We start from the raw sequence: 21,936 nt of genomic DNA, 5'->3' as shown, positions 1-21,936 counted from the left end.
GACTCAACGAGGAAAGACAACAATGAAGATCGCAGTCCTGCCGGGTGACGGCATCGGTCCTGAAATCATCGCGGAGGCCGTCAAGGTCCTGAACGCGCTCGACGAGAAGTTCGAACTGGAAACCGCCCCGGTGGGCGGCGCCGGCTACGAGGCCGAAGGCCATCCGCTGCCGGAGAACACCCTGAAGCTGGCCAAGGAAGCCGACGCCATCCTGTTCGGCGCCGTCGGCGACTGGAAGTACGACAGCCTGGAGCGCCCGCTGCGTCCGGAGCAGGCCATCCTGGGCCTGCGCAAGCACCTGCAGCTGTTCGCCAACTTCCGTCCGGCGATCTGCTATCCGGAACTGACTGGCGCCTCCAGCCTGAAGCCCGAGTTGGTGGCTGGCCTGGACATCCTGATCGTGCGCGAACTGAACGGCGACATCTACTTCGGCCAGCCGCGCGGCGTGCGCGAAGCGCCGGACGGCCTGTTCAAGGGCGCGCGCGAAGGCTTCGACACCATGCGCTACAGCGAGCCGGAAATCCGCCGCATCGCCCATGTGGCATTCCAGGCTGCGGCCAAGCGCGGCAAGAAGCTGTGCAGCGTCGACAAGGCCAACGTGCTCGAGACCTTCCAGTTCTGGAAGGACATCGTGATCGAGGTCAGCAAGGAGTACCCGGAGGTCGAGCTGTCGCACATGTACGTCGACAACGCGGCCATGCAGCTGATCAAGGCGCCCAAGAGCTTCGACGTGATCGTCACCGGCAATATGTTCGGCGACATCCTGTCGGACGAGGCCGCCATGCTGACCGGCTCGATCGGCATGCTGCCGTCGGCGTCGCTGGATGCCAACAACAAGGGCCTGTACGAGCCGTCGCACGGCTCGGCGCCTGACATCGCCGGCAAGGGCGTGGCCAATCCGCTGGCCACCATCCTGTCGGCGGCGATGATGCTGCGCTACTCGCTGAACAAGGCCGAGCAGGCTGATCGCATCGAGAACGCCGTCAAGCAGGTGCTGGCCCAGGGCTACCGCACCGGCGACATCCTGACGCCGGGTTGCAAGCAGGTCGGCACCCGCGAGATGGGTGACGCGGTGCTGGCGGCACTGTAAGTCACATGTCAAAGGGCACCGCAGACGCGGTGCCCTTGTTTTATTTGTCCCTTATTTCCACGCTGCGGCAGCGCCGCAAAATCGTGTAGACTTCGCGGATGGCCCGATTTTCCCAGTCCACCCTGACTGCTGCTGTTGCCCTGACCGCTACCCGCGGCCCGGTCGGCACGATTTCGCTCGGCCAATCTGCAACGACGATTAAAACCACTATTAAAACCGCGATCGCCTAGATCCGTTCGTCGTGCCTGCCCGTCTTCCCCGCGCAGCCACGCCGGGCGAGGAAAATGGCGGGGAAGTTAAAATCACATCGAGGTAAGTCATGATTGTAGGTCTCGTCGGTTGGCGGGGAATGGTCGGCAGCGTCCTGATGCAGCGCATGCAGGAAGAGCGTGATTTCGACCATATCGAGCCCGTCTTCTTCAGCACGTCCAATGCCGGCGGCAAGGCGCCCGCCATGGCGAAGAACGAAACCACGCTGAAAGATGCCAATGACATCGAAGCGCTGAAGAAGTGCGACGTGGTCGTGACCGCCCAGGGCGGCGACTACACCAACGAGGTTTTCCCCAAGCTGCGCGCGGCCGGCTGGAAGGGCTACTGGATCGACGCGGCGTCCTCGCTGCGCATGAAGGACGATGCCATCATCGTGCTGGATCCGGTCAACCTGGGCGTGATCAAGGACGCGCTTTCCAAGGGCGTGAAGAATTTCATCGGCGGCAACTGCACGGTCAGCTGCATGCTGATGGGCCTGGGTGGCCTGTTCGAGGCCGACCTGATCGAGTGGATGACCTCGATGACGTACCAGGCCGCATCGGGCGGCGGCGCGCAGCACATGCGCGAGCTGCTGACCCAGTTCGGCACGCTGAACGCCTCGGTCAAGCCGCTGCTGGACAACCCGGCCTCGGCCATCCTGGAAATCGACCGCACCATCCTGGCGACCCAGCACGGTCTGTCGGCCGAAGAAACCAAGCAGTTCGGCGTGCCGCTGGCCGGCAACCTGATCCCCTGGATCGACAAGGACCTGGGCAACGGCCAGTCCAAGGAAGAATGGAAGGGCGGCGCCGAGACCAACAAGATCCTGGGCCGCGGCGAAGGCTTCCTCGGTGCGACCGGCGCCACGCCGATCGCCGTGGACGGCCTGTGCGTGCGCATCGGCGCCATGCGCTGCCACTCGCAGGCGCTGACCATCAAGCTGCGCAAGGATGTGCCCCTGGATGAGATCGAAGGCATGCTCGCTGCCCACAACCCGTGGGCCAAGGTGGTGCCGAATACGCGTGAGGCCAGCATGACCGACCTGACGCCCGCTGCCGTGACCGGCACGCTGACCATCCCGGTCGGCCGCCTGCGCAAGATGCAGATGGGCGGCGAGTACCTGTCGGCCTTCACCGTGGGTGACCAGCTGCTGTGGGGTGCGGCCGAGCCGCTGCGCCGCATGCTGCGTATCCTGATCGAGTCCTGATCCGGTGCTCCCGCCTGTTGCCTGGTTGTGTCCGTTGCAGCCAGGCAACAGAATGGACCGCTTTGCCGACAACGCCGCGCCCATGCGCGGCGTTGTTGTATCCGGGCGCCTATTTCCCCGGGCGATGCGTCACAATACGCCGGCATGCGCCTCGCGCCGGCAGCTGCCGGCGCCTCTCGCGCGGGCTGGCAAAGGGGCCGTTCAGAATGTCCCGCCAGCCGGGCGGACCTGGTTTATGGGGTCGGTTTGTCGATTCATATCGCTACTAAAACATAACGGAGCACAAGGTGAGTGTGAGCCAACATCGCCGGAAAGATGCGCCTACTGCCCGTCAGCGCTGGTCAACGCTGGCCGTCACGGCACTGGGCCTGCTGCTTGCGCAGCCGGCCGCATATGCCGCGGGGTTCGGGCAATTGCGGGTTCAGTCGAATCTGGGGCAGCCGCTGCAGGCTGAGATCGACATCAGTGGGGTCAGTGCCGAAGAGGCCGCCGGGCTTAATGTCAAGCTGGCGTCGCCAGCGGCGTATGCCGCGGCCGGGCTGACCTACCTGCCGGCTGTCAGCAGCCTGCGCCTGGAGGTGGAGCGCCGCCCGAACGGCAGCTATGTGGCCCGGGTCCGCTCCAACCAGCCGATCAGCGAGCCCTTTGTCGACATCCTGGTCGACATGAGCTGGGCCAGCGGCAAGGTCTCGCGCGCCTATACCTTCCTGCTTGACCCTGCCGGGGCCAAGCCTTCGAACCAGACCTTCTCGCCGGCGACGGTGATGCAGGCGGCGACGCCGGATGCGCCGCCGGCACCTGCCGCCGCGCCGCAGCCTGCGCCGGCCAAGGAAGCTGCGCCCGCCGCGGCTGCCGAGGCAGTCAAGCCAGCCGCGCCCGCGCGCCCGGCCCGCCAGAGCGCAAAGCGAGCGCCGGCACCGGCCGCCAGCGGCAGCACCGAAATGGCACCCGGCGGCGGCTACACCGTGCAGCGCGGCGACACGCTCTACGCCATCGCAGGCGAGGCCGTGCAAGGCCAGGAATCGGTCTCGCTGGACCAGATGCTGGTGGCGCTCTACCGCAACAATCCCAACGCCTTTATCGGCGGCAACATGAACCGGCTGCGCAGCGGCGCGGTGCTGCAGGTCCCGACCCAGCAGCAGGCGCAAGCCGTCGCACCCAAGGCCGCCCGCCGCGAGGTGGTGGCGCGCACGCAGGGCTTCAATGCCTACCGCAGCCGGCTGGCCAGCGCTGCCGCGGCCAAGTCGGTCGAGCCCGACAGCGGCCGCCAGCAGTCCGGCAACGTGACCGCCCGGGTGCAGGAGCAGGCCGCCCCGACCGATGGCCCGCGCGACGAACTGAAGCTCAGCAAGGCCGCGCGTGGCGCGCAGGCCGATGCTGCGGCCAAGGCCGAAGCCGGCGTCGCGCGCGAGCGTGAGCTCAAGGAGGCGCAAGCCCGCCTGGCGCAGCTGGCAAAGAACGTCGGGGACATGCAGAAGCTGCTCGAGCTGAAGAACGCCGAGATCGCCAAGCTGAGCCAGGCCAACCAGGCGGTGCTGGCCGAGAAGGAAAAGGCTGACGCCGCGGCCAAGGCCGCGGCGGCGCCGACCGTGGTGGCGGCCCAGCCGCCGAAGGCCGATGCCGTGGCCCCGGCCCCGGTTGCGGCCGCCGCGACGGCAGCCGCAACCGCAGCGACCGCGGCCAGCGCCCCGGCAGCGGCCGGCGCCAGCGCCGCGGACGCCGTGGCGCCCGCAGCAGCCTCCGCCGTGGCAGCCGTCCCAGCCTCGCAGCCGGCTGCCGCCGTCCCTGCCAACGCAGCGCAGGCCGAAGCCGCCGCGTCGGCCCCCGCGGCCAAGCGCCCGCCGGTGGTGGCGGCCCAGCCCGAGCCGGTGCCCGAACCGTCGTTCATCGATGGCCTGCTGGCCAACCCCATGCTGCTGCCCGGCGGTGGCCTGCTGGTGGCGCTGCTCGGCGTTTATGCGATCTATCGCCGCCGCCAGCAGCAGAAGGCGGGCGAGGCGACCGGCTTCGGCGACAGCATCCTGTCGCAGGAAAGCACGGTGATGGCCGGTGCCAATTCGCTGTTCGGCACGGCCGGGGGGCAGAGCGTCGACACCTCGCAGCACAGCGTGTTTGGCGCGGACTTCCGCATCGGCAACAACACGCCGGAAGCCAACGAGGTCGATCCGATCGCCGAGGCCGAGGTCTATATCGCCTATGGGCGCGATGTGCAGGCGGAGGAAATCCTGCGCGAAGCCCTGGAGAAGAACCCGGAGCAGCAGCCGGTGCGGCTCAAGCTCCTGGAGATTTACAGCAACAGACAGGATGTGGAAGGTTTCCGCGTGATTGCAGAAGAAATGTTCGCCCAGACCGGCGGACACGGGGCGGAATGGCTGAAGGCAGCAGAAATGGGGCGCGCGCTCGAGCCGGGCAACGCGCTCTTCCTGGCGGTGACGCCCGAAGCGGCGGGGCCGGATACGACATCGCCGGCGACCGACCAGTGGCGCACCCAGGACCCGTCGCAGAATCCGGCCTCGATCGCGCGGCTGGAGCCGTCGCTGGGTGACCTGGCGCTGCCGCTGGACGCCTTCCCGGCCCCGGCGGCCGGCGAGCCGATCGTGGCGCCTGCTTCCGCGGCGATGGTGTTTGGCGCTGACGCGCACGACGCCGGCGAGCCGGTGCGGCTGGATCTCGGCCTGCCGGGCACCGGCGCCGACCCGCTTGCCGACGACGTGCCCACCCTTGACACGCCGACCCGCAGCCGTCCGCTGGAGTTCGACATGTCGGGGCTGTCGCTTGACCTGGGCAGCGCCGCGCAAGCCGCCGACTCCCCCGGCAAGGATGTGCTGGACGAGGCCACCATGCCGCTGCCCGCCACCACCATGCTGCGCGACGGCAAGCTGGCCGAGCCGATCGACCTGTCGCGTGTGGCGCCTGAAACTGGCGGAGACCTCACGCACGGGGGTTCGCCGAGCACGCTGTCGGTCGACGGCGTGGACGGCGGGCGGGACATGCAGATCAAGCTTGACCTGGCTCGTGCCTATATCGAGATCGGCGACAAGGAAGGTGCGCGCGAACTGCTGCAGGAAGTGGTCGAGCAGTCGCAGGACCCGCTGCAGGCGGAGGCCCGTTCGCTGCTGCAGGAAGTGGCCTGAGCTATCATTGACGGTCCGGCCGCGGCACGCGCTGCCGCAGCCTGAAGCGATGCGCCGGAAGCGTCCCTTCCGGCGCATTTGCTTTTTCGGCGGACCTGGCGTGAACCACTGCGCCCGGACGTACCCGCCGCCTTGCCCGATCCCCTGACATGAACCGCATCGCTCTTGGCCTGCACTACGACGGCGCCGCCTTTTCCGGCTGGCAGTCGCAGCCGCACCGCAATACCGTGCAGGATCACCTGGAAAACGCCATCGAGCGCTTTGCCGGGGTGCGCCTGCTGACCACCGTGGCGGGGCGCACCGATACCGGCGTGCATGCGCTCGGCCAGGTCATCCACCTGGACACGGCGCTGGAGCGCGAGCCATTTTCCTGGGTGCGCGGCGTCAACGCCTTCCTGCCGCCGTCGATCGCGCTGCAATGGGCGCTGCCGGTGGACCAGGGCTTCCACGCCCGTTTCCTGGCGTTCGAGCGCATGTATTACTACGCGCTCTACACCGGGCCGCACCGCGTGCCGCTGGTGCACGGCCGCGCCGGCTACCAGATGCTGCCGCCGGGCCAGCGGCTGGATGTCGACGCCATGCGCGAGGCCGCCGCGTGCCTGCTCGGCGAGCATGATTTCTCCGCCTTCCGCGCCGCCGAATGCCAGGCCAAGTCGCCGCTCAAGACCATGTACGACGTCACCATCAAGGACGACGGCAACTGGGTGTTCCTGCGCTTTCGCGCCAGCGCCTTCCTGCACCACATGGTGCGCAACCTGATGGGCTGCCTGGTGGCGGTGGGGCGCGGACGCTACCCCGCGCAGTGGCTGGCGCAGGTGCTGGCCGGGCGCGACCGCAAGCTGGCGGCGCCGACCTTCATGCCGGACGGCCTCTACCTGGTCGGCGTCAAGTATCCTGATCCTTACCAGATACCCGCGGCCGATCCGTCCGCGAGCCTGTTCCATGGAGTGTTCGATGACGCAGCCTGAGGCCGCCGAAGGTAGCACGGCGGGCAGCACAGTGCACATGCCGCCCCGCACCCGCATCAAGATCTGCGGCCTGACGCGCGAGGACGACGTGCGCGCCGCCGTGGACGCCGGCGCCGACGCCATCGGGCTGGTGTTCTACCCGAACAGCCCGCGCTACGTCGACGTGGCGCGCGCCGCGGCGCTGGCCGAGGCCGCCGGACCGTTCGTGGCGGTCACTGGGCTGTTCGTCAATGCCGACCTGGAAGACATCGCCCATGTGGCCGAGCGCGTGCCGCTGACGCTGCTGCAGCTGCACGGCGACGAGACCCCGCAGTTCTGCTCGCAGGCGTCGCAACGCTGCCGGCTGCCGTTCCTACGCGCCGCCCGTGTGCGCCAGGGCCTCGATTTGGTAGAATTTGCCGATCAATACCGTGATGCCGCTGCCTTGCTGCTCGATGCCTTCGTCGAAGGCTACGGCGGTGGCGGCCACGTCTTCGACTGGACCCTGATTCCCCCGGCATGGCTTCCGCCTACTCCCCCGGTACCAGCTACCGGCAACCCGAACGCAAGCGGCGCTCCTCGCATCGTTTTGAGTGGTGGGTTGAACGCGCAAAACGTCGCTGGCGCGATTGAACGCGTGCGGCCCTACGCTGTGGACGTCAGCAGCGGGGTAGAGGCCGCCAAGGGCGTGAAGGACCACGCCCGCATCGCCGCGTTCGTGCGTGCTGTGCGCAGTGCCGAGGCAGGATGAGCCGGGCCCTCTCCCGCGTCTTTTCCTATGCCGCCCGTGGCCTGCCGCATGCGCGCACACGCATCGCAGTCAACCATGCGCCCTTGCCGGATGAGGCAAGGCCGCTGTTCCGAAGAGTCAAGACATGTACGACTTGCCCGATTCCCGTGGCCATTTCGGCCCCTATGGCGGCACCTTCGTGTCCGAAACGCTGGTCCACGCGCTCGATGAGCTGCGCGAGGCCTATGCGCACTACCAGAAGGATCCGGAGTTCGATGCCGAATACCGCCGCGAACTCAAGCACTTTGTCGGCCGCCCGTCGCCGATCTACCACGCACAGCGCTGGAGCGAGACGCTCGGCGGCGCGCAGATCTACTTCAAGCGCGAAGACCTGAACCACACCGGCGCGCACAAGATCAACAACGTGATCGGCCAGGCGCTGCTGGCCAAGCGCATGGGCAAGCCGCGCGTGATCGCCGAGACCGGGGCAGGGCAGCACGGCGTGGCCACGGCCACCATCGCCGCGCGCTTCGGCATGGAGTGCGTGGTCTACATGGGGGCCGAGGACGTCAAGCGCCAGGCCGCCAACGTCTACCGCATGAAGCTGCTGGGTGCCACCGTGGTGCCGGTGGAAAGCGGCTCGCGCACGCTCAAGGACGCGCTCAATGAGGCCATGCGCGACTGGGTCACCAACGTCGAGAACACCTTCTACATCATCGGCACCGTGGCCGGCCCGCACCCGTACCCGATGATGGTGCGCGACTTCCAGTGCGTGATCGGCGAGGAATCCAAAGTGCAGATGCCGGAGATGACGGGCCGCCAGCCAGATGCCGTGATCGCCTGCGTCGGCGGCGGCTCCAATGCCATGGGCATCTTCTACCCGTATATCGAGCATCAGGACGTACAGCTGATCGGCGTGGAAGCCGCCGGCGACGGCCTGGACACCGGCCGCCACGCAGCCTCGCTGACCGGCGGCACGCCGGGCGTGCTGCACGGCAACCGCACCTACCTGCTGCAGGACGCCAACGGCCAGATCATCGAGACCCATTCGGTGTCGGCCGGCCTGGACTACCCGGGCGTGGGCCCCGAGCATGCCTGGCTCAAGGACAGTGGCCGCGCGCAGTACGTGCCGATCACGGATGAGGAAGCGCTCAAGGCCTTCCACGACTGCTGCCGTATCGAAGGCATCATCCCGGCGCTGGAATCGAGCCACGCCATCGCCTATGCCTGCAAGCTGGCGCCGACGCTGCCCAAGGACAAGCTGCTGCTGGTGAACCTGTCCGGCCGCGGCGACAAGGACATGCACACCGTGGCCGAGCGCGCGGGGCTCAAGCTCTGATGCGCGCGCTGGCTCCGACCGGACTTGCCGTGGGCGGCGCGGGCGCGCCGGATGCGTCCGGTGCACCCGATTCGGCCCAGTTGCGCCTGTTCCAGGAAGACATGTTCGAGGGCATTGCCCGCCTGCCGGACGGCTCGGTCGACCTGATCGTCGCCGATCCGCCCTACGGGCTGGGCAAGGACTACGGCAACGATTCCGACCTGCTGTCGGGCCAGGAGTATCTCGACTGGTCCGAGCGCTGGATGGACGCGGTCGTGCCCAAGCTCGCGCCCAGGGGCACGCTCTACCTGTTCTGCACCTGGCAGTATTCGCCCGAGCTGTTCGTGATGCTCAAGCGGCGCCTGACCATGATCAACGAGATCATCTGGGACCGCCGCGTGCCCAGCATGGGCGGCACCACGCGCAAGTTCTCGTCGGTGCACGACAACATCGGCTTCTTTGCGCGCGCGCGCGACTATTACTTCGATCTCGACCCGGTCCGCATTCCCTACGACCCCGAAACCAAGAAGGCACGCAGCCGCCCGCGTTTCGAAGGCAAGAAGTGGCTGGAGGTGGGCTACAACCCGAAGGACCTGTGGAGCGTCTCGCGCATCCATCGCCAGGACCCGGAGCGCGCCAACCACCCGACGCAGAAGCCGCTGGAGATCGTCGAGCGCATGGTGCTGTCAAGCTGTCCGCCGGGCGGCCTGGTGCTGGATCCGTTCGCCGGCAGCGGCACCACCGCGGTGGCCTGCCTGCGCCACGGACGGCGCTTTGCCGGCTTCGAGATCAATCCGGAGTATGTGCAGGTCGCATGCGATCGCGTGTCTGCCGCCGCCGCTGCCCTTGCCGTCACGAACGCGGCTGCCGAGCCTGCCGCCACCCCAACCTTGGCCGCCGCCAACGACGATGTCTCGCCGGCGCCGCGGCCTCACCTGATTCCCTGATATGTCCCGTATCCAGAAGACGTTCGCGGCGCTGGCCGCGCAGCAGAAGAAGGGCCTGATTCCGTTCATCACCGCCGGCGATCCCGAGCCCGGCCTGACCGTGGCGCTGATGCACGCGCTGGTGGCGGGCGGCGCCGACGTGATCGAACTGGGCGTGCCGTTCTCGGACCCGATGGCCGACGGCCCGGTGATCCAGCGCGCCTCCGAGCGCGCGCTGGCGCAGGGCGTGTCGCTGACCCAGGTGCTGCAGTGGGTGCGCGAGTTTCGCCAGACCAATGCCGACACCCCGGTGGTGCTGATGGGCTACGCCAATCCGATCGAGTGCATGGGCGAGCAGGTCTTTGCCACCGCCGCGCGCGAAGCCGGCGTCGACGGCGTGCTGGTGGTCGACTATCCGCCAGAGGAGTGCGAGTCGTTCGCAACGCTGATGCGCGACAACGGCATGGACCCGATCTTCCTGCTGGCGCCGACTTCGACCGATGCCCGCATCGAGGCCGTGGCGCGCGTGGCCAGCGGCTACCTGTACTACGTGTCGCTCAAGGGCGTGACCGGCTCGGCCGCGATCGATCTGGACAGCGTCGCGGCGCGCCTGCCGCTGATCAAGCAGCATGCCAACCTGCCGGTGGGCGTGGGCTTCGGCATCCGCGACGCGCAGACCGCGCGCGCGATCGGCAGCGTGGCCGATGCCGTGGTGATCGGCAGCCGCCTGGTGCAGTTGCTGGAGGACACGCCGCGCGAACAGGCGGTGGCGACGCTGCAGGCGTTTATTGCCGAGATCCGCCAGGCGCTGGACAGCTGAAGTGATGTAATGCCGGCCCGGCAGACCTTGAGGGGTGATGTGTTGTGCGCAAATCGCGCGTTGCGCTTCGAGGTCAGCGGGCCGGCATGGTAAATTCGCGGGTTGATTCCCTGCCATCCGCCAACAGGCGTCCCGACACCGGGCTTGCCGGCGGACCGCAGTCATCCGAAAGGAGCTTTCATGAGCTGGTTGGATAAACTCCTGCCCCCCAAGATTCAACAGACCGACCCCAGCACCCGCAAGGGCATCCCTGAGGGGTTGTGGGTCAAGTGCCCGTCGTGCGAGTCCACCCTGTACCGGACCGACGTCGAGGCCAACCTGCACGTCTGCCCCAAGTGCGACCACCATATGCGCATCGGCGCGCGGGCGCGCCTGGACGGGCTGCTGGACGCCGAAGGCCGCTATGAGATCGGCCAGGAGATCGTGCCGGTCGACGCCCTCAAGTTCAAGGATTCCAAGAAGTACCCGGACCGCATCAAGGCCGCCATGGACGACACCGGCGAGACCGATGCCATGGTGGTGATGGGCGGTGCCATCCACACCATCCCGGTGGTGGTGAGCTGCTTCGAGTTCGAGTTCATGGGCGGTTCGATGGGCTCGGTGGTGGGTGAGCGCTTCGTGCGCGGCGCGCAGGCCGCGCTGGAGCAGAAGGTGCCGTTCATCTGCTTTACCGCCACCGGCGGCGCGCGCATGCAGGAAAGCCTGCTGTCGCTGCTGCAGATGGCCAAGACCACCGCGATGCTGAACCAGCTGACTGCGGCCAAGCTGCCGTTCATCAGCGTGCTGACCGACCCGACCATGGGCGGCGTGTCGGCCAGTTTCGCCTTCCTGGGCGACGTGGTGATCGCCGAGCCCAAGGCGCTGATCGGCTTTGCCGGCCCGCGCGTGATCGAGCAGACCGTGCGCGAGAAGCTGCCGGAAGGCTTCCAGCGTTCGGAGTTCCTGCTGACCAAGGGCGCCATCGACATGATCGTCGACCGCCGCAAGATGCGCGCGGAACTGGCGCAGCTGCTGGCGCTGCTGCAGAAGCAGCCGGCCGACGCGGTGGCATAACAACGTCTGCATGGCAGATCAAGGGCGCGGGTGGTTGACGCGCCTTTCGCTTTTCTTGGCCGCCCCGGCCGCTATCTCGGGGCCGGGCGCAAGCCTGGCCTTGACTTTGCCGCTGGCTGGCCAAATCTGGTAGCAACAGCTTTTCCTCGCACCCCACATGCCTGTCTTCCATACGCTCCCCGAATGGCTTGCCCATCTCGAAACCGCCCATCCCGTGGGCATCGACATGGGCCTGGCGCGCATCACGCGCGTGAAGGAGGCCCTCGGGCTGCGCATCGACGCCGTGGTGTTCACGGTGGGCGGCACCAACGGCAAGGGCTCTACCTGCGCGATGCTGGAGCGCATCCTGCTTGAAGCCGGCTACAAGGTGGGCTGCCATACCTCGCCGCACCTGATCTCGTTCAACGAGCGCGCCCGCATCAATGGCGCGATAGTCACCGATGCGCAGCTGCTGCCGCATTTCGAGGCGGTCGAGCGCGCGCGCAACAGCTTTGCCGACCCGGTCAGCCTGACGTACTTCGAATTCACCACGCTGGCGATCATCCATGCCTTCGCCGCGGCCGGGCTGGACGCGATCATCCTGGAAGTAGGCCTGGGTGGGCGGCTGGACGCGGTCAACGTGATCGATACCGACTGCGCCATCGTCACCAGTGTCGATATCGACCATACCCAGTACCTGGGCCATACGCGCGAGGAAATCGGCTTCGAGAAGGCCGGCATCTTCCGCCCGGGCGTGCCCGCGATCTGTGGCGACCCGATGCCGCCCAAGTCGCTGGTGGCGCACGCCGAGGCGGTCGGCGCCGAGTTGTGGCTGGTGGGGCGCGATTACCATTTCCACGCCGCCAAGGGTCAGGAGCGCCAGCAATGGGACTGGAGCGGCGGCGGGCGCAAGCTTAACGGCCTGGGCTACCCGGCGCTGCGCGGGGCCAACCAGCTGCTCAACGCGGCGGCGGCGCTGGCCGCGCTGCAGGCCATGCGCCCGCGCCTGCCAGTCAGCGCACAGGAAGTCCGCAACGGGCTGGCCTTTGTCGAGCTGCCGGGCCGCTTCCAGGTGCTGCCGGGCCGCCCGGCCGTGATCCTGGACGTGGCGCACAATCCGCATGCGGCGGCCACGCTGGGGCAGAACCTGGAGAACATGGGGTTCTTCCGCTACACCTATGCGGTGTTCGGCGCGATGCAGGACAAGGACATCGCCGGGGTGCTGCAGCACTTGGCCGACAAGGTCGACCACTGGTGCCTGTGCGACCTGCCGACCGAACGCGCCGCCAGTGCCGCGGACCTGTTGGCCAAGCTGGAGGCGGGCGGATTCCGCCCCGGGCCGGATGCCACCGCGGCCTGCTTTTCCAGCCCCGAGGCGGCATTCCGCGATGCCATCGAGCGAGCCACCGAGAATGATAGAATTCTGGTCTTCGGATCGTTCTATACCGTCGCCGGCGTGATGGCCTATCGTGCCACGCAGGCTAACTGAAGCAGGCGCCCCGGCGCCCGCTGACCTGGTAACCCCGGCGGCCTTGGCCGATCAATGAGCGGCAAACGCAACGAGCGGCCCACGTGGCCGTATCACCGAACCAATCTATGGGCCTGCTTTCGCTGTTTTCTTCCCGCAAGGGCAACGACCCGGCACCCGAGCGTGCGCGGCGCCAGCGCACCGACACGGGTGCAGGCATCGCCTCGTCGCGCCGCCTGGCCGATGACTATGCCGACGATACGCTCGACCCCGAATTCCCGCAGAAGCAGCGCGCGCGCCGCCGCCTGATCGGCGCCGTGGTGCTGATGGTGGCCGCCGTGATCGTGCTGCCGATCGTGTTCGAGACCAAGCCGCGGCCGGTGTCCGAGGACGTCTCGGTAAAGGTCGCAAACGGGGTCACGGGCGCGCAGGGGGCGCAGAAGCCCCGCGTCGAACCGCGCAAGGCCGACCCGCTGCCGCCCACGCCGGCGGCGCGCAATGATGCCGAGGCCCTGGACGCCGGCGAGGAAATCGTCAGCGCGCCCAAGCCTGCGGCCACCGCCGCAGCCGCCGCGGACAAGCCCGCGCAACGGGCTGAAGCCAAGCCCGAAGCCAAGCCGGGCAGTGGCAAGTACCTGATCCTGATCGGCGCCTTCTCTTCTGAAGAGCGCGCGAAGGGCTGGCTGGCCAAGCTCAAGGCGAGCAAGGTCCCGGCCTATGTCGAAAAGAAAATGCTGGCCGATGGCGAGCGCATCCTGCTGCGTGCCGGCCCCTTCAGCGACCGTGATGCCGCCGACGCCGCCGACAAGCGTGTGCGCGCGGTGGGGTTGACCTCGAAGGTCGTGGAACAGTAAGGGGCAAGCACGGCCGGCGCCTGTGCCCGGCCGCAAGCAACGATGCAGCCGACTTTCTTCGACTATGCTGTGGTCTTCATCCTGCTGGCCTCGGGCGTGCTCGGCGTGCTGCGCGGCCTGGTGCGCGAGGTGCTCTCGCTGATCGGCTGGGTGGTGGCGTTCTGGGTGGCGTTCCGCTATGGCGCGGTGGCCGCGGGCTGGATGCCTGAATCGATGCCTGGCGGCGAGCTGGCGCGCCATGCGCTGGGCTTCGTGGTGCTGCTGATCGGCACCGTGCTGGGCGCCTCGCTGGCCGGCATGGTGGTCGGGCAGCTGCTGGAGAGCACCGGGCTCAAGCCCGCCGACCGCGGGCTGGGACTGGTGTTCGGCTTGCTGCGCGGCGTGCTGCTGGTGATGGTGATGGTCACGCTGGCCAGCCTGACGAAATTGCCGGAAGAGCCATTCTGGCGTGACGCGGTGAGCCGCCCTTATGTGATGCAGGCCATGGAATCGGTGAAGCCATGGCTGCCGCCGGAGCTGGCGAAGTACGTCAAGACATGAAGCCGGGCATGGTGCCCGGTCGGTAGTACGCAGGCCTTTGGGTCCGGGGGATTTCCGGACCAGGCTGCGCCCCCTGATTCAAAGCCTTTCCTGGGAGCTTGGCAATGTGCGGTATCGTCGGTGTGGTTTCAGCCACGCCTGTCAACCAATTGATTTACGACAGCCTGCTGTTGTTGCAACATCGCGGACAGGATGCTGCCGGCATCGCCACCGCCAACGGCAGTACTTTCCACATGCACAAGGCCAACGGCCTGGTGCGCGATGTCTTCCGCACCCGCAACATGCGCAGCCTGCCTGGCGCCGCTGGTATCGGCCAGGTGCGCTATCCGACCGCCGGCTCGGCATCCAGCGAGGAAGAAGCGCAGCCGTTCTACGTGAACGCGCCCTATGGCGTGATCCTGGCGCATAACGGCAACCTGACCAACTGGGAGCAGCTGCGCGAGGAGATGTTCCGCCGCGACCGCCGCCACATCAACACGCATTCGGACACCGAAGTGCTGCTGAACGTGCTGGCCGACGAGCTGCAGCGCGCCAGCAACGGCATGGCGCTGGACCCGGACACCATCTTCACGGCGGTCAGCGGCCTGCACCGCCGCGTGCGCGGCTCTTATGCCATCGCCGCGCAGATCGCCGGCTACGGCATGCTGGCCGTGCGCGACCCATTCGGCATCCGCCCGCTGTGCCTGGGCAGTGTCGAGACCCCGACCGGCAAGGAATGGATGGTGGCATCCGAGTCCGTGGCGCTGGAAGGCATCGGCTACAAGCTCGAGCGCGACGTGGCGCCGGGCGAGGCCATCTTCATCGATCTGGACGGCAAGCTCTACACCAAGCTGTGCGCCGAGAACGCGGTGCTGACGCCGTGCATTTTCGAGTACGTCTACCTGGCCCGCCCGGATTCGTGCATCGACGGCGTGCCGGTCTATGACGCGCGCCTGCGCATGGGCGACTACCTGGCCGAGAAGATCCGCCAGGAAGTGTCCGCCGGCGACATCGACGTGGTCATGCCGATTCCCGATTCCAGCCGTCCGGCCGCGATGCAGGTGGCCAACCGCCTGGGCGTGAACTACCGCGAAGGCTTCTTCAAGAACCGCTACGTCGGCCGCACCTTCATCATGCCTGGCCAGGCGGTGCGCAAGAAGTCGGTGCGCCAGAAGCTCAACGCCATGGGCGTAGAGTTCAAGGGCAAGAACGTGCTGATCGTGGATGACTCGATCGTGCGCGGTACCACCTCGTTCGAGATCGTGCAGATGGCGCGCGACGCCGGCGCCAACAAGGTGATCTTCGCCTCGGCCGCGCCGCCGGTGAAGTACCCCAACGTGTACGGCATCGACATGCCGACCCGCAGCGAGCTGGTGGCCCATAACCGCACCCACGAAGAGATCGCGAAGATCATCGGCGCGGACAAGCTGGTGTACCAGGACGTGGAAGCGATGAAGCAGGCCGTGCGCGACATCAACCCGGCGCTGAAGGACTTCGATGCTTCGTGCTTCGATGGCCGCTACATCACCGGCGATATCGACGAGGCCTACCTGAACCGCCTGGAAACGGCGCGCAGCCAGGCCGACCGCGACGGCACCAATGGTGGCGACACCGAGCGCTCGCAACTGCACCTGCAGCGCTCCGGCGGCAACGAGTAAGCCGCGCCGCCGCTGTCCGCGCGTTGACGAATGCGGAGCCCGGCCGTAACATGGCCGGGCGTCGATTTGATAGTCAGCTTGCGGACGCGGGTCCAGCCCGAAACAGCTAAAGAGATGGTGGTCAGCAATGTTTGCCGGTTTGCGCAGTGCCTGCGCACTGGGCCGGCCAACCACCACAGCCTGCCGAAGGCCTCCGCAGAACAGCAAGCCCGTCGATCCGACTACCCGATCGCACGGGCTTTTTTCATGGCGCGCCGCTTGTCCACCGCACAGGCGGCCGCTTGTCGAAACCATTGCATTCGCGCGGGTACGACCGCGCCACCAGCATGAACGAACCGCTCAACCCCGAATCGCTCGGCATCGACACCCTTGGCGTGCGCGCCGGCACGCTGCGCAGCGAATTCATGGAGCACTCCGAGGCCATGTATCTGACCTCGAGCTTCTGCTTCAACAGCGCCGCCGAGGCCGCGGAACGCTTCGCCAACTCGGAAGAGGGCTTCACCTACTCGCGCTTCACCAACCCGACCGTGTCGATGTTCCAGTCGCGCCTGGCTGCGCTGGAAGGCGCGCAAGCCTGCATGGCGACAGCCTCGGGCATGAGCGCGATCCTGTCGGTGGTGCTGTCGTCGATGCAGGCGGGCGACCACCTGGTCAGCTCGCGCGCGATCTTCGGCTCGACCATGACGCTGTTCGGCAATATCTTCTCGAAGTTCGGCGTCGAAACCACCTTCGTCGACCCGAGCGACCTGAACGCATGGCGCGCCGCGGTGCGCCCGAACACGAAGCTGTTCTTCCTGGAAACGCCGTCGAACCCGCTGACCGAAGTGGCCGACATTGCCGCCGTGGCCGACATCGCCCACGACGCCGGCGCGCTGCTGGTGGTCGACAACTGCTTCTGTTCGCCGGCGCTGCAGCAGCCGATGAAGTTCGGCGCAGATATCGTGGTGCATTCGGCCACCAAGCATATCGACGGCCAGGGCCGGGTGCTGGGCGGCGCGGTGCTGGGCACGCACGACTTCATCATGGGCAAGGTGTTCCCGTTCGTTCGCACCGCCGGCCCGACGCTGTCGGCCTTCAACGCCTGGGTGCTGCTCAAGGGCATGGAGACGCTGGCGATCCGCATGGAGCGCCATTCGGCCAGCGCGCTGGCCCTGGCGCAGTTCCTGGAATCGCATCCGGCGGTGGCGCGCGTGTTCCACCCCGCGCTGAAGTCGCACCCGCAGCACGAGATCGCCATGCGCCAGCAAAGCGGCGGCGGCGCGATCGTGTCGTTCGAGTTGAAGGGCGCCACGCCCGAGCAGCAGCGCGCCAATGCCTGGCGCGTGATCGACAACACCCGGCTGTGCTCGATCACCGGCAACCTTGGCGACACCCGCACCACCATCACGCACCCGTACACCACCACGCACGCGCGCGTGAGCCCGGAGGCCAAGGCGGCCGCGGGCGTGGGCGAAGGGCTGATCCGCCTGGCGGTGGGGCTGGAGTCGGTCGAGGACCTGAAGGCTGACCTGCTGCGCGGCCTGGGCGACTGAGGGCTTACTGCGCCGGCTGTGCTGCTTGTGGCGACGGGGGCGGCGCGGGTTCGTCGCTGCCGGCCACGGCCTTCACGCCTGCGGCCGTGACGTCGTAGGTGGTGCTGACCGCGGTCGTCGCCACGCTGACGGCGGCTGATCCGACGGTAGCCACCGTCGACACCGCGGCACTGCCCACGGCCATCACCATGCAACCGGCCAGTGACGCCGTGGCGCATGCGGCCGCCAGCGCCAGGACGGTGCGCCGCAAGGTGGCGGAATCTCCGCTATCGTTGCGCACGTTACGACGCAATCCGAGAAATCGAAATGGCATGGACACTGCTGGCCCTGGCAGGGCTGTTCGAGGTGGTGTGGGCGATCGGGCTGAAGTAACACCGAAGGTTTTACGCGGCTGGCGCTGGCGCTGCGGCATATCCCGGTCGGGACCGGCTATGCGGTCTGGACCGGCATTGGCGCAGTCGGCACCGCGATCCTCCGCATCATACTCTTCAATGAGCCCGCCACCGCGGCGCGGCTGGCCTGCATCGGCCTGATCGTGTGCGGGATTGCCGGGCTCAAGCTGGTGGGCAGCGCCTGAAGCCCCCACACGCGGCAGTCTTAGCGCAGCAGCCGGCGGCGCAGCAGCACGAGGCACACCACCAGCGCCACCACTGCATAGGCGCCCAGCACCGCCAGGTGCAGGCCGACATCCTCCGACGGACGGCCCAGCATCAGCGGCCGGATCAGCGCCACTGCATGCGCCAGCGGCAGTACCTTGGTGGCTGCCTGCACGCCTTCGGGCAACTGTTCCAGCGGGAAGAACACGCCGGACAGCAGTAGCATCGGCGTCATCACCAGGGTCTGGTAGAACATGAAGAAGTCGTAGCTGGGTGCCAGCGCGGTGACGATCATCGCCAGCGCGGCAAAGGCAATGCCGGCCAGCACGATCACCGGCAGCGCCAGCAGCGCGCCGGGCATCTTCGCATAGCCGAGCGCGCCCGCCACCAGCATGATGGCCAGCCCGGACAGCACCGCCTTGCTGGCGGCCCAGGCGATCTCGCCCAGCACCACGTCGCCCAGCGTCAGCGGGGCATGCATGATCGCCTCCCAGGTGCGCTGCACGTGCATGCGCGAGAACGCGGAATACATCGACTCGAAGCTGGCCGACATCATCACGCTGGACGCGGTGGTGCCGGCGGCCAGGAAGGCGATATACGACACGCCGTTGACCTGGCCCACCATCAGCCCCAGGCCGAGGCCGAGGCCGAACAGGTAGATCATGGGGTCGGCGAGGTTGCCGATCATTGACGGGATGGCCAGCTTCTTCCACACCATGTAGTTGCGGTACCAGACCATCATCCAGTTGCGCAGGTTGCGCGGCAGCAGCGGCTGCGGATAGCGCTGGCGCGGTGCGGCGGCGGCGTGGCCGCCGGCGGCCGCGGGGGCAGTGGTGGTATCCGCGCGGGGATCCTGTTCGCTCATGTCAGTCCCTCGGTTCAGTCCCGCATCTCGCGGCCGGTCAGCTTGAGGAACACGTCCTCCAGGTTGGCCGGGCGGTGCAGGTAGCGCACGCCGCTCCTGCCGTGCAGCGCCGCCAGCAGCGGGGCCGGCTCGCGCACATAGCAGAACAGCGTCTCGCCGCTCATTTCAGTACGTTGCGCCAGCGGCGTCAGGCTGCCGCGCAGCGTGTCCAGTTCATCGCCATAGACCTCGACCACGTCGCAGCCGATCTGGCTGTCGATCAGTTCGTGGGGCTTGCCTTCGGCAATCTTGCGGCCGCCGTCGATCACGCACAGGTAGTTGCACAGCCGTTCGGCCTCTTCCATGAAGTGCGTGGTCAGCAGGATGGTCTTGCCGCTGGCCATCAGCGACTTCAGGCGCTCCCAGATCAGGTGGCGCGCCTGCGGATCCAGGCCGGTGGTGGGCTCGTCCATCACCAGCAGGTCAGGGTCGTTGATCAGCGCGCGTGCCACCGTCAAGCGCCGGCGCATGCCGCCGGAGAGGTCGCGCACCTGGGCATCGGCGCGGTTCTCCAGCCGGGCGAATTCCAGCAGCATCGGCACGCGCCGCTCGATCTCGGCCGACGACAGCCCGAAGTAGCGCCCGAAGATGCGCAGGTTCTCGATCACCGAGAAATCCGGGTCGAGGTTGTCGAACTGCGGCACCACGCCCACGCGCATGCGCGCCTGCGGGGCACGCTCGGGGATGGGCTCGCCGCACAGCGTGAGCGTGCCGGCCATGGGCGTGGTCAGGCCCAGCAGCAGGCGCAGCGTGGTGGTCTTGCCGGCGCCGTTGGGGCCCAGCAGGCCGAAGCACTGGCCGCGAAATACCTGGAGATCGAGGTCATCGACCACGACCGTGTCGCCGTATTGCTTGCGCACCTTGCGCAACTCTAGGATGGCAGTCAAGGCAGGGTCCGGTGTGGCGCCGCACGGGCGCAATATCCGCCATTATGCCGGTCATCGGCGCAACGCTCAGGTGGCGCAGTGCAGCAAAAGCCGCGGCCGCAAGGAGCAGCGGGGCTGGCCTGGCGCGCGGGCATAAAAAAAACCGCCAGCGAACTGGCGGTTTTTCTTGCCCGGCGGTGCCAGGCGGCGAAGCGTACTGGATCAGTACATCTTCTTCGGCAGCATCTGCATGCGCAGGCGCTTGCGCAGACGTGCTTCGGCGGCCTTCTTCTTGCGCTTGCGCTCGGTCGTCGGCTTCTCGTAAGCGGTGCGGCTCTTGAGTTCAACGATCAGGCCAGTCTGCAGAATGGCGCGACGGAAACGCCGCATCGCAACTTCAACGGGCTCACCGGGTTTCAAGACGATCTTAGTCAATTCAGTCCTTTAGGGGATTGCCGCAAGGAGCGGCTGGTTCACACGGGGGGAAACTGCGGTCGCCGGAGCGACTGGTATTGCACGCCGGGCTAATGCCCTGGTGCGCCCCCGCGAACCTGAAAGATGTGGACGTTTCAGTCCGTGCAACCAGTGTCAGGGGTGATAGCGCCAGGTCCTATACAACTGGAGCCTGACAGTACCGGTTTCCATGAATGCTATACGCCCGTAACTATGGCATGTATACGACGGCACTGTCAAGAATGTAGTGCAATGCTCGCGCGGGGCGCAGCGTCGGAATTCGCCGTTAGTCGACTTTGGCGCACTTTATGCCGCCGCCTGCGTGGCACAATCTGGCTGCGCTCCCGCCGCTGCGAGGCAAGAGTGCCCACCATGCCTGAGCCGCGCCAACCCGACGACCTTCGCCCCGACCCCGACCACCTGCTGCAGCGCATGCAGGCCGCCGGCGAACGCGCCGCGCGCGGGCGCCTGCGCATCTATTTCGGCGCTTCGGCCGGTGTCGGCAAGACCTTCGCCATGCTGGCCGCGGCGCGCGCGCAGCGCGAGCATGGCAGCGACGTGGCGGTGGGCGTGGTCGAAACCCATGGCCGTGCCGAGACCGAGGCACTGGCCGAAGGCATCGAGCGCGTGCCGCTGCGCCGCGTGGACTACCGCGGCCGCACGCTGCAGGAATTCGATCTCGATGCCGCCCTGGCACGCCGGCCTGCACTGATCGTGGTGGATGAGCTGGCGCACAGCAACGCGCCCGGCAGCCGCCACCCCAAGCGCTGGCAGGACATCGCCGAACTGCTGTCGGCCGGCATCGATGTCTGGACCACGGTCAACGTCCAGCACCTGGACAGCCTGAACGAGGCGGTGGCCGGCATCACCGGCATCCACGTGCGCGAGACCGTGCCCGACGCGGTCTTCGACGATGCCGGCGAGGTGGTGCTGGTCGACCTGCCCGCCGACGAACTGCTGCGCCGCCTGCGCGAAGGGCGCGTGTACGTGCCCGAGCAGGCCCGCCATGCGGTGCAGAACTTCTTCCGCAAGGGCAACCTGATTGCGCTGCGCGAGCTGGCGCTGCGCCGCACTGCCGACCGCGTCGACGACGACGTGCGTGCCTACCGGCAGGAAGCCTCGATCGAGCCGGTCTGGCGCACGCGTGAAACGGTGCTGGCCTGCATCGGCCACGGCAGCGATGCTGCGCAGGTGGTGCGCAGCGCGCGCCGGCTGGCCGGGCAGCTCGATTGCGACTGCCATGTGGTGACGGTGTCAGTACCGCGCCTGGCACCCGTGCCCGACGCCCAGCGCGAGCAGCTCGACGAAGCCATGCGGCTGGCCGAGGCGCTGGGCGCGCGTACCGAAACGCTGGCCGGCAGCGACATGGTGGCGGCGGTGGCCGGCTATGTGCGGCGGCACAACCTGACCAAGGTCTTGATCGGCCGCACGCCGGCGCGCTGGGCCGATGGCGGGACTTCGTTGCCCGACCGCGTGCAGGCGCTGCTGGCGCGCGCGCTGGCGCCGTGGCTGGGGGCGCGCGCGTGGCTGTTCGGGCGCACCAGTTTTGCCGATGCGCTGGCTGCGGCGTGTCCCGAGATCGACGTGATCCGCGTGGCGGCCGACAGCGTCCGGCAGGACACCCCCGGTGATG

Annotated in this window: 18 protein-coding genes and 2 pseudogenes; 16 read left to right on the top strand and 4 right to left on the bottom strand. The window is 67.6% G+C overall.

Features of this window, described 5'->3' with window-relative positions; genetic code table 11:
• Positions 1-22 precede the first annotated feature (22 nt).
• The 14 genes from leuB to RS901_RS00035 all read left to right on the top strand — a co-directional run bounded on the left by leuB (position 23) and on the right by RS901_RS00035 (position 17,484).
• A complete protein-coding gene (gene leuB, locus RS901_RS00100) occupies positions 23-1,090 on the top strand; it encodes a 3-isopropylmalate dehydrogenase (protein WP_316150779.1) in 1,068 nt (355 codons plus the stop codon).
• A 319-nt stretch (positions 1,091-1,409) separates the two neighbouring features.
• Positions 1,410-2,546, top strand: a complete 1,137-nt coding sequence (asd, locus tag RS901_RS00095; RefSeq protein WP_316150778.1) for an aspartate-semialdehyde dehydrogenase — start codon at positions 1,410-1,412, stop codon at positions 2,544-2,546.
• 287 nt (positions 2,547-2,833) lie between these two features.
• Positions 2,834-5,680 carry a FimV/HubP family polar landmark protein gene (locus tag RS901_RS00090; RefSeq protein ID WP_316150777.1) on the top strand — a complete coding sequence of 949 codons (2,847 nt, stop codon included), beginning with the start codon at positions 2,834-2,836 and terminating at the stop codon, positions 5,678-5,680.
• 149 nt (positions 5,681-5,829) lie between these two features.
• Entirely contained in the window at positions 5,830-6,648 is an 819-nt protein-coding gene (gene truA, locus RS901_RS00085; protein ID WP_316150776.1) for a tRNA pseudouridine(38-40) synthase TruA, read from the top strand.
• Positions 6,635-7,378, top strand: coding sequence for a phosphoribosylanthranilate isomerase (locus RS901_RS00080; RefSeq protein WP_316150775.1), 744 nt, complete (start codon positions 6,635-6,637; stop codon positions 7,376-7,378). Before truA ends, RS901_RS00080 begins: the two co-directional genes overlap by 14 nt.
• A gap of 124 nt (positions 7,379-7,502) precedes the next feature.
• Positions 7,503-8,696, top strand: a complete 1,194-nt coding sequence (trpB, locus tag RS901_RS00075) for a tryptophan synthase subunit beta (RefSeq protein ID WP_035818475.1) — start codon at positions 7,503-7,505, stop codon at positions 8,694-8,696.
• Complete coding sequence (locus tag RS901_RS00070; RefSeq protein WP_316150774.1) at positions 8,696-9,622, top strand: site-specific DNA-methyltransferase; 927 nt, start codon at positions 8,696-8,698, stop codon at positions 9,620-9,622. The genes trpB and RS901_RS00070 overlap by 1 nt, the downstream gene beginning before the upstream one ends.
• A 1-nt stretch (position 9,623) precedes the next feature.
• A complete protein-coding gene (gene trpA, locus RS901_RS00065; protein WP_013957408.1) occupies positions 9,624-10,421 on the top strand; it encodes a tryptophan synthase subunit alpha in 798 nt (265 codons plus the stop codon).
• 180 nt (positions 10,422-10,601) lie between these two features.
• Positions 10,602-11,474: an acetyl-CoA carboxylase, carboxyltransferase subunit beta gene (accD, locus tag RS901_RS00060; protein ID WP_114132416.1), complete on the top strand. Its 873-nt coding sequence runs from the start codon at positions 10,602-10,604 to the stop codon at positions 11,472-11,474.
• 157 nt (positions 11,475-11,631) lie between these two features.
• Positions 11,632-12,942 carry a bifunctional tetrahydrofolate synthase/dihydrofolate synthase gene (gene folC / locus RS901_RS00055; protein WP_316150773.1) on the top strand — a complete coding sequence of 437 codons (1,311 nt, stop codon included), beginning with the start codon at positions 11,632-11,634 and terminating at the stop codon, positions 12,940-12,942.
• Positions 12,943-13,049: 107 nt separating this feature from the next.
• Positions 13,050-13,775 carry an SPOR domain-containing protein gene (locus RS901_RS00050; RefSeq protein WP_316150772.1) on the top strand — a complete coding sequence of 242 codons (726 nt, stop codon included), beginning with the start codon at positions 13,050-13,052 and terminating at the stop codon, positions 13,773-13,775.
• Positions 13,776-13,817: 42 nt separating this feature from the next.
• The gene (locus RS901_RS00045) at positions 13,818-14,315 is read left to right on the top strand and encodes a CvpA family protein (protein WP_013957404.1); all 498 of its coding nucleotides are present in this window, start codon (positions 13,818-13,820) and stop codon (positions 14,313-14,315) included.
• Positions 14,316-14,419: 104 nt separating this feature from the next.
• Positions 14,420-15,952: an amidophosphoribosyltransferase gene (gene purF, locus RS901_RS00040; protein WP_114132418.1), complete on the top strand. Its 1,533-nt coding sequence runs from the start codon at positions 14,420-14,422 to the stop codon at positions 15,950-15,952.
• Between the two features lie 326 nt (positions 15,953-16,278).
• Positions 16,279-17,484 (top strand): O-succinylhomoserine sulfhydrylase, encoded by a 1,206-nt coding sequence (locus RS901_RS00035; protein WP_316150771.1) that lies wholly within the window; start codon positions 16,279-16,281, stop codon positions 17,482-17,484.
• A gap of 4 nt (positions 17,485-17,488) precedes the next feature.
• Here RS901_RS00035 and RS901_RS00030 read toward each other — a convergent pair whose 3' ends face one another.
• Positions 17,489-17,797 (bottom strand): hypothetical protein, encoded by a 309-nt coding sequence (locus RS901_RS00030; protein WP_316150770.1) that lies wholly within the window; start codon positions 17,795-17,797, stop codon positions 17,489-17,491.
• Here RS901_RS00030 and RS901_RS00025 point away from each other — a divergent pair.
• Positions 17,791-18,061 (top strand): annotated as a pseudogene (locus RS901_RS00025) (DMT family transporter). The gene RS901_RS00030 and the pseudogene RS901_RS00025 sit on opposite strands and share 7 nt — an antisense overlap.
• 20 nt (positions 18,062-18,081) lie before the next feature.
• Here the strand turns inward: RS901_RS00025 and RS901_RS00020 are convergent.
• The 3 genes from RS901_RS00020 to rpsU form a co-directional block, all read right to left on the bottom strand.
• A complete protein-coding gene (locus tag RS901_RS00020; RefSeq protein WP_316150769.1) occupies positions 18,082-18,945 on the bottom strand; it encodes an ABC transporter permease in 864 nt (287 codons plus the stop codon).
• Positions 18,946-18,959: 14 nt separating this feature from the next.
• Positions 18,960-19,871, bottom strand: coding sequence for a nodulation factor ABC transporter ATP-binding protein NodI (nodI, locus tag RS901_RS00015; RefSeq protein ID WP_022535960.1), 912 nt, complete (start codon positions 19,869-19,871; stop codon positions 18,960-18,962).
• 201 nt (positions 19,872-20,072) lie between these two features.
• Positions 20,073-20,285: a 30S ribosomal protein S21 gene (gene rpsU, locus RS901_RS00010; protein ID WP_010814647.1), complete on the bottom strand. Its 213-nt coding sequence runs from the start codon at positions 20,283-20,285 to the stop codon at positions 20,073-20,075.
• A 390-nt stretch (positions 20,286-20,675) separates the two neighbouring features.
• Between rpsU and RS901_RS00005 the strand changes: the two are divergent.
• A pseudogene (locus RS901_RS00005) lies at positions 20,676-21,923 on the top strand (two-component sensor histidine kinase); the annotation flags it as partial.
• Positions 21,924-21,936: the final 13 nt, after the last annotated feature.

This window comes from Cupriavidus sp. BIC8F, from assembly GCF_032465815.1.
Lineage (GTDB): Bacteria > Pseudomonadota > Gammaproteobacteria > Burkholderiales > Burkholderiaceae > Cupriavidus > Cupriavidus necator.
Note: the sequence above shows the minus strand (reverse complement) of the source record. Positions and strands in the feature narration are given on the sequence as shown.

Bases quoted from the DNA above. Each gene is read 5' to 3' on its own strand.
- folC (WP_316150773.1), top strand. From the start codon at position 11,632: ATGCCTGTCTTCCATACGCTCCCCGAATGGCTTGCCCATCTCGAAACC.
- RS901_RS00080 (WP_316150775.1), top strand. From the start codon at position 6,635: ATGACGCAGCCTGAGGCCGCCGAAGGTAGCACGGCGGGCAGCACAGTG.
- RS901_RS00030 (WP_316150770.1), bottom strand. From the start codon at position 17,797: ATGCCATTTCGATTTCTCGGATTGCGTCGTAACGTGCGCAACGATAGC.
- trpA (WP_013957408.1), top strand. From the start codon at position 9,624: ATGTCCCGTATCCAGAAGACGTTCGCGGCGCTGGCCGCGCAGCAGAAG.
- purF (WP_114132418.1), top strand. From the start codon at position 14,420: ATGTGCGGTATCGTCGGTGTGGTTTCAGCCACGCCTGTCAACCAATTG.
- trpB (WP_035818475.1), top strand. From the start codon at position 7,503: ATGTACGACTTGCCCGATTCCCGTGGCCATTTCGGCCCCTATGGCGGC.
- accD (WP_114132416.1), top strand. From the start codon at position 10,602: ATGAGCTGGTTGGATAAACTCCTGCCCCCCAAGATTCAACAGACCGAC.
- RS901_RS00035 (WP_316150771.1), top strand. From the start codon at position 16,279: ATGAACGAACCGCTCAACCCCGAATCGCTCGGCATCGACACCCTTGGC.
- RS901_RS00050 (WP_316150772.1), top strand. From the start codon at position 13,050: ATGGGCCTGCTTTCGCTGTTTTCTTCCCGCAAGGGCAACGACCCGGCA.
- RS901_RS00070 (WP_316150774.1), top strand. From the start codon at position 8,696: ATGCGCGCGCTGGCTCCGACCGGACTTGCCGTGGGCGGCGCGGGCGCG.
- asd (WP_316150778.1), top strand. From the start codon at position 1,410: ATGATTGTAGGTCTCGTCGGTTGGCGGGGAATGGTCGGCAGCGTCCTG.
- RS901_RS00020 (WP_316150769.1), bottom strand. From the start codon at position 18,945: ATGAGCGAACAGGATCCCCGCGCGGATACCACCACTGCCCCCGCGGCC.
- truA (WP_316150776.1), top strand. From the start codon at position 5,830: ATGAACCGCATCGCTCTTGGCCTGCACTACGACGGCGCCGCCTTTTCC.
- leuB (WP_316150779.1), top strand. From the start codon at position 23: ATGAAGATCGCAGTCCTGCCGGGTGACGGCATCGGTCCTGAAATCATC.
- RS901_RS00045 (WP_013957404.1), top strand. From the start codon at position 13,818: ATGCAGCCGACTTTCTTCGACTATGCTGTGGTCTTCATCCTGCTGGCC.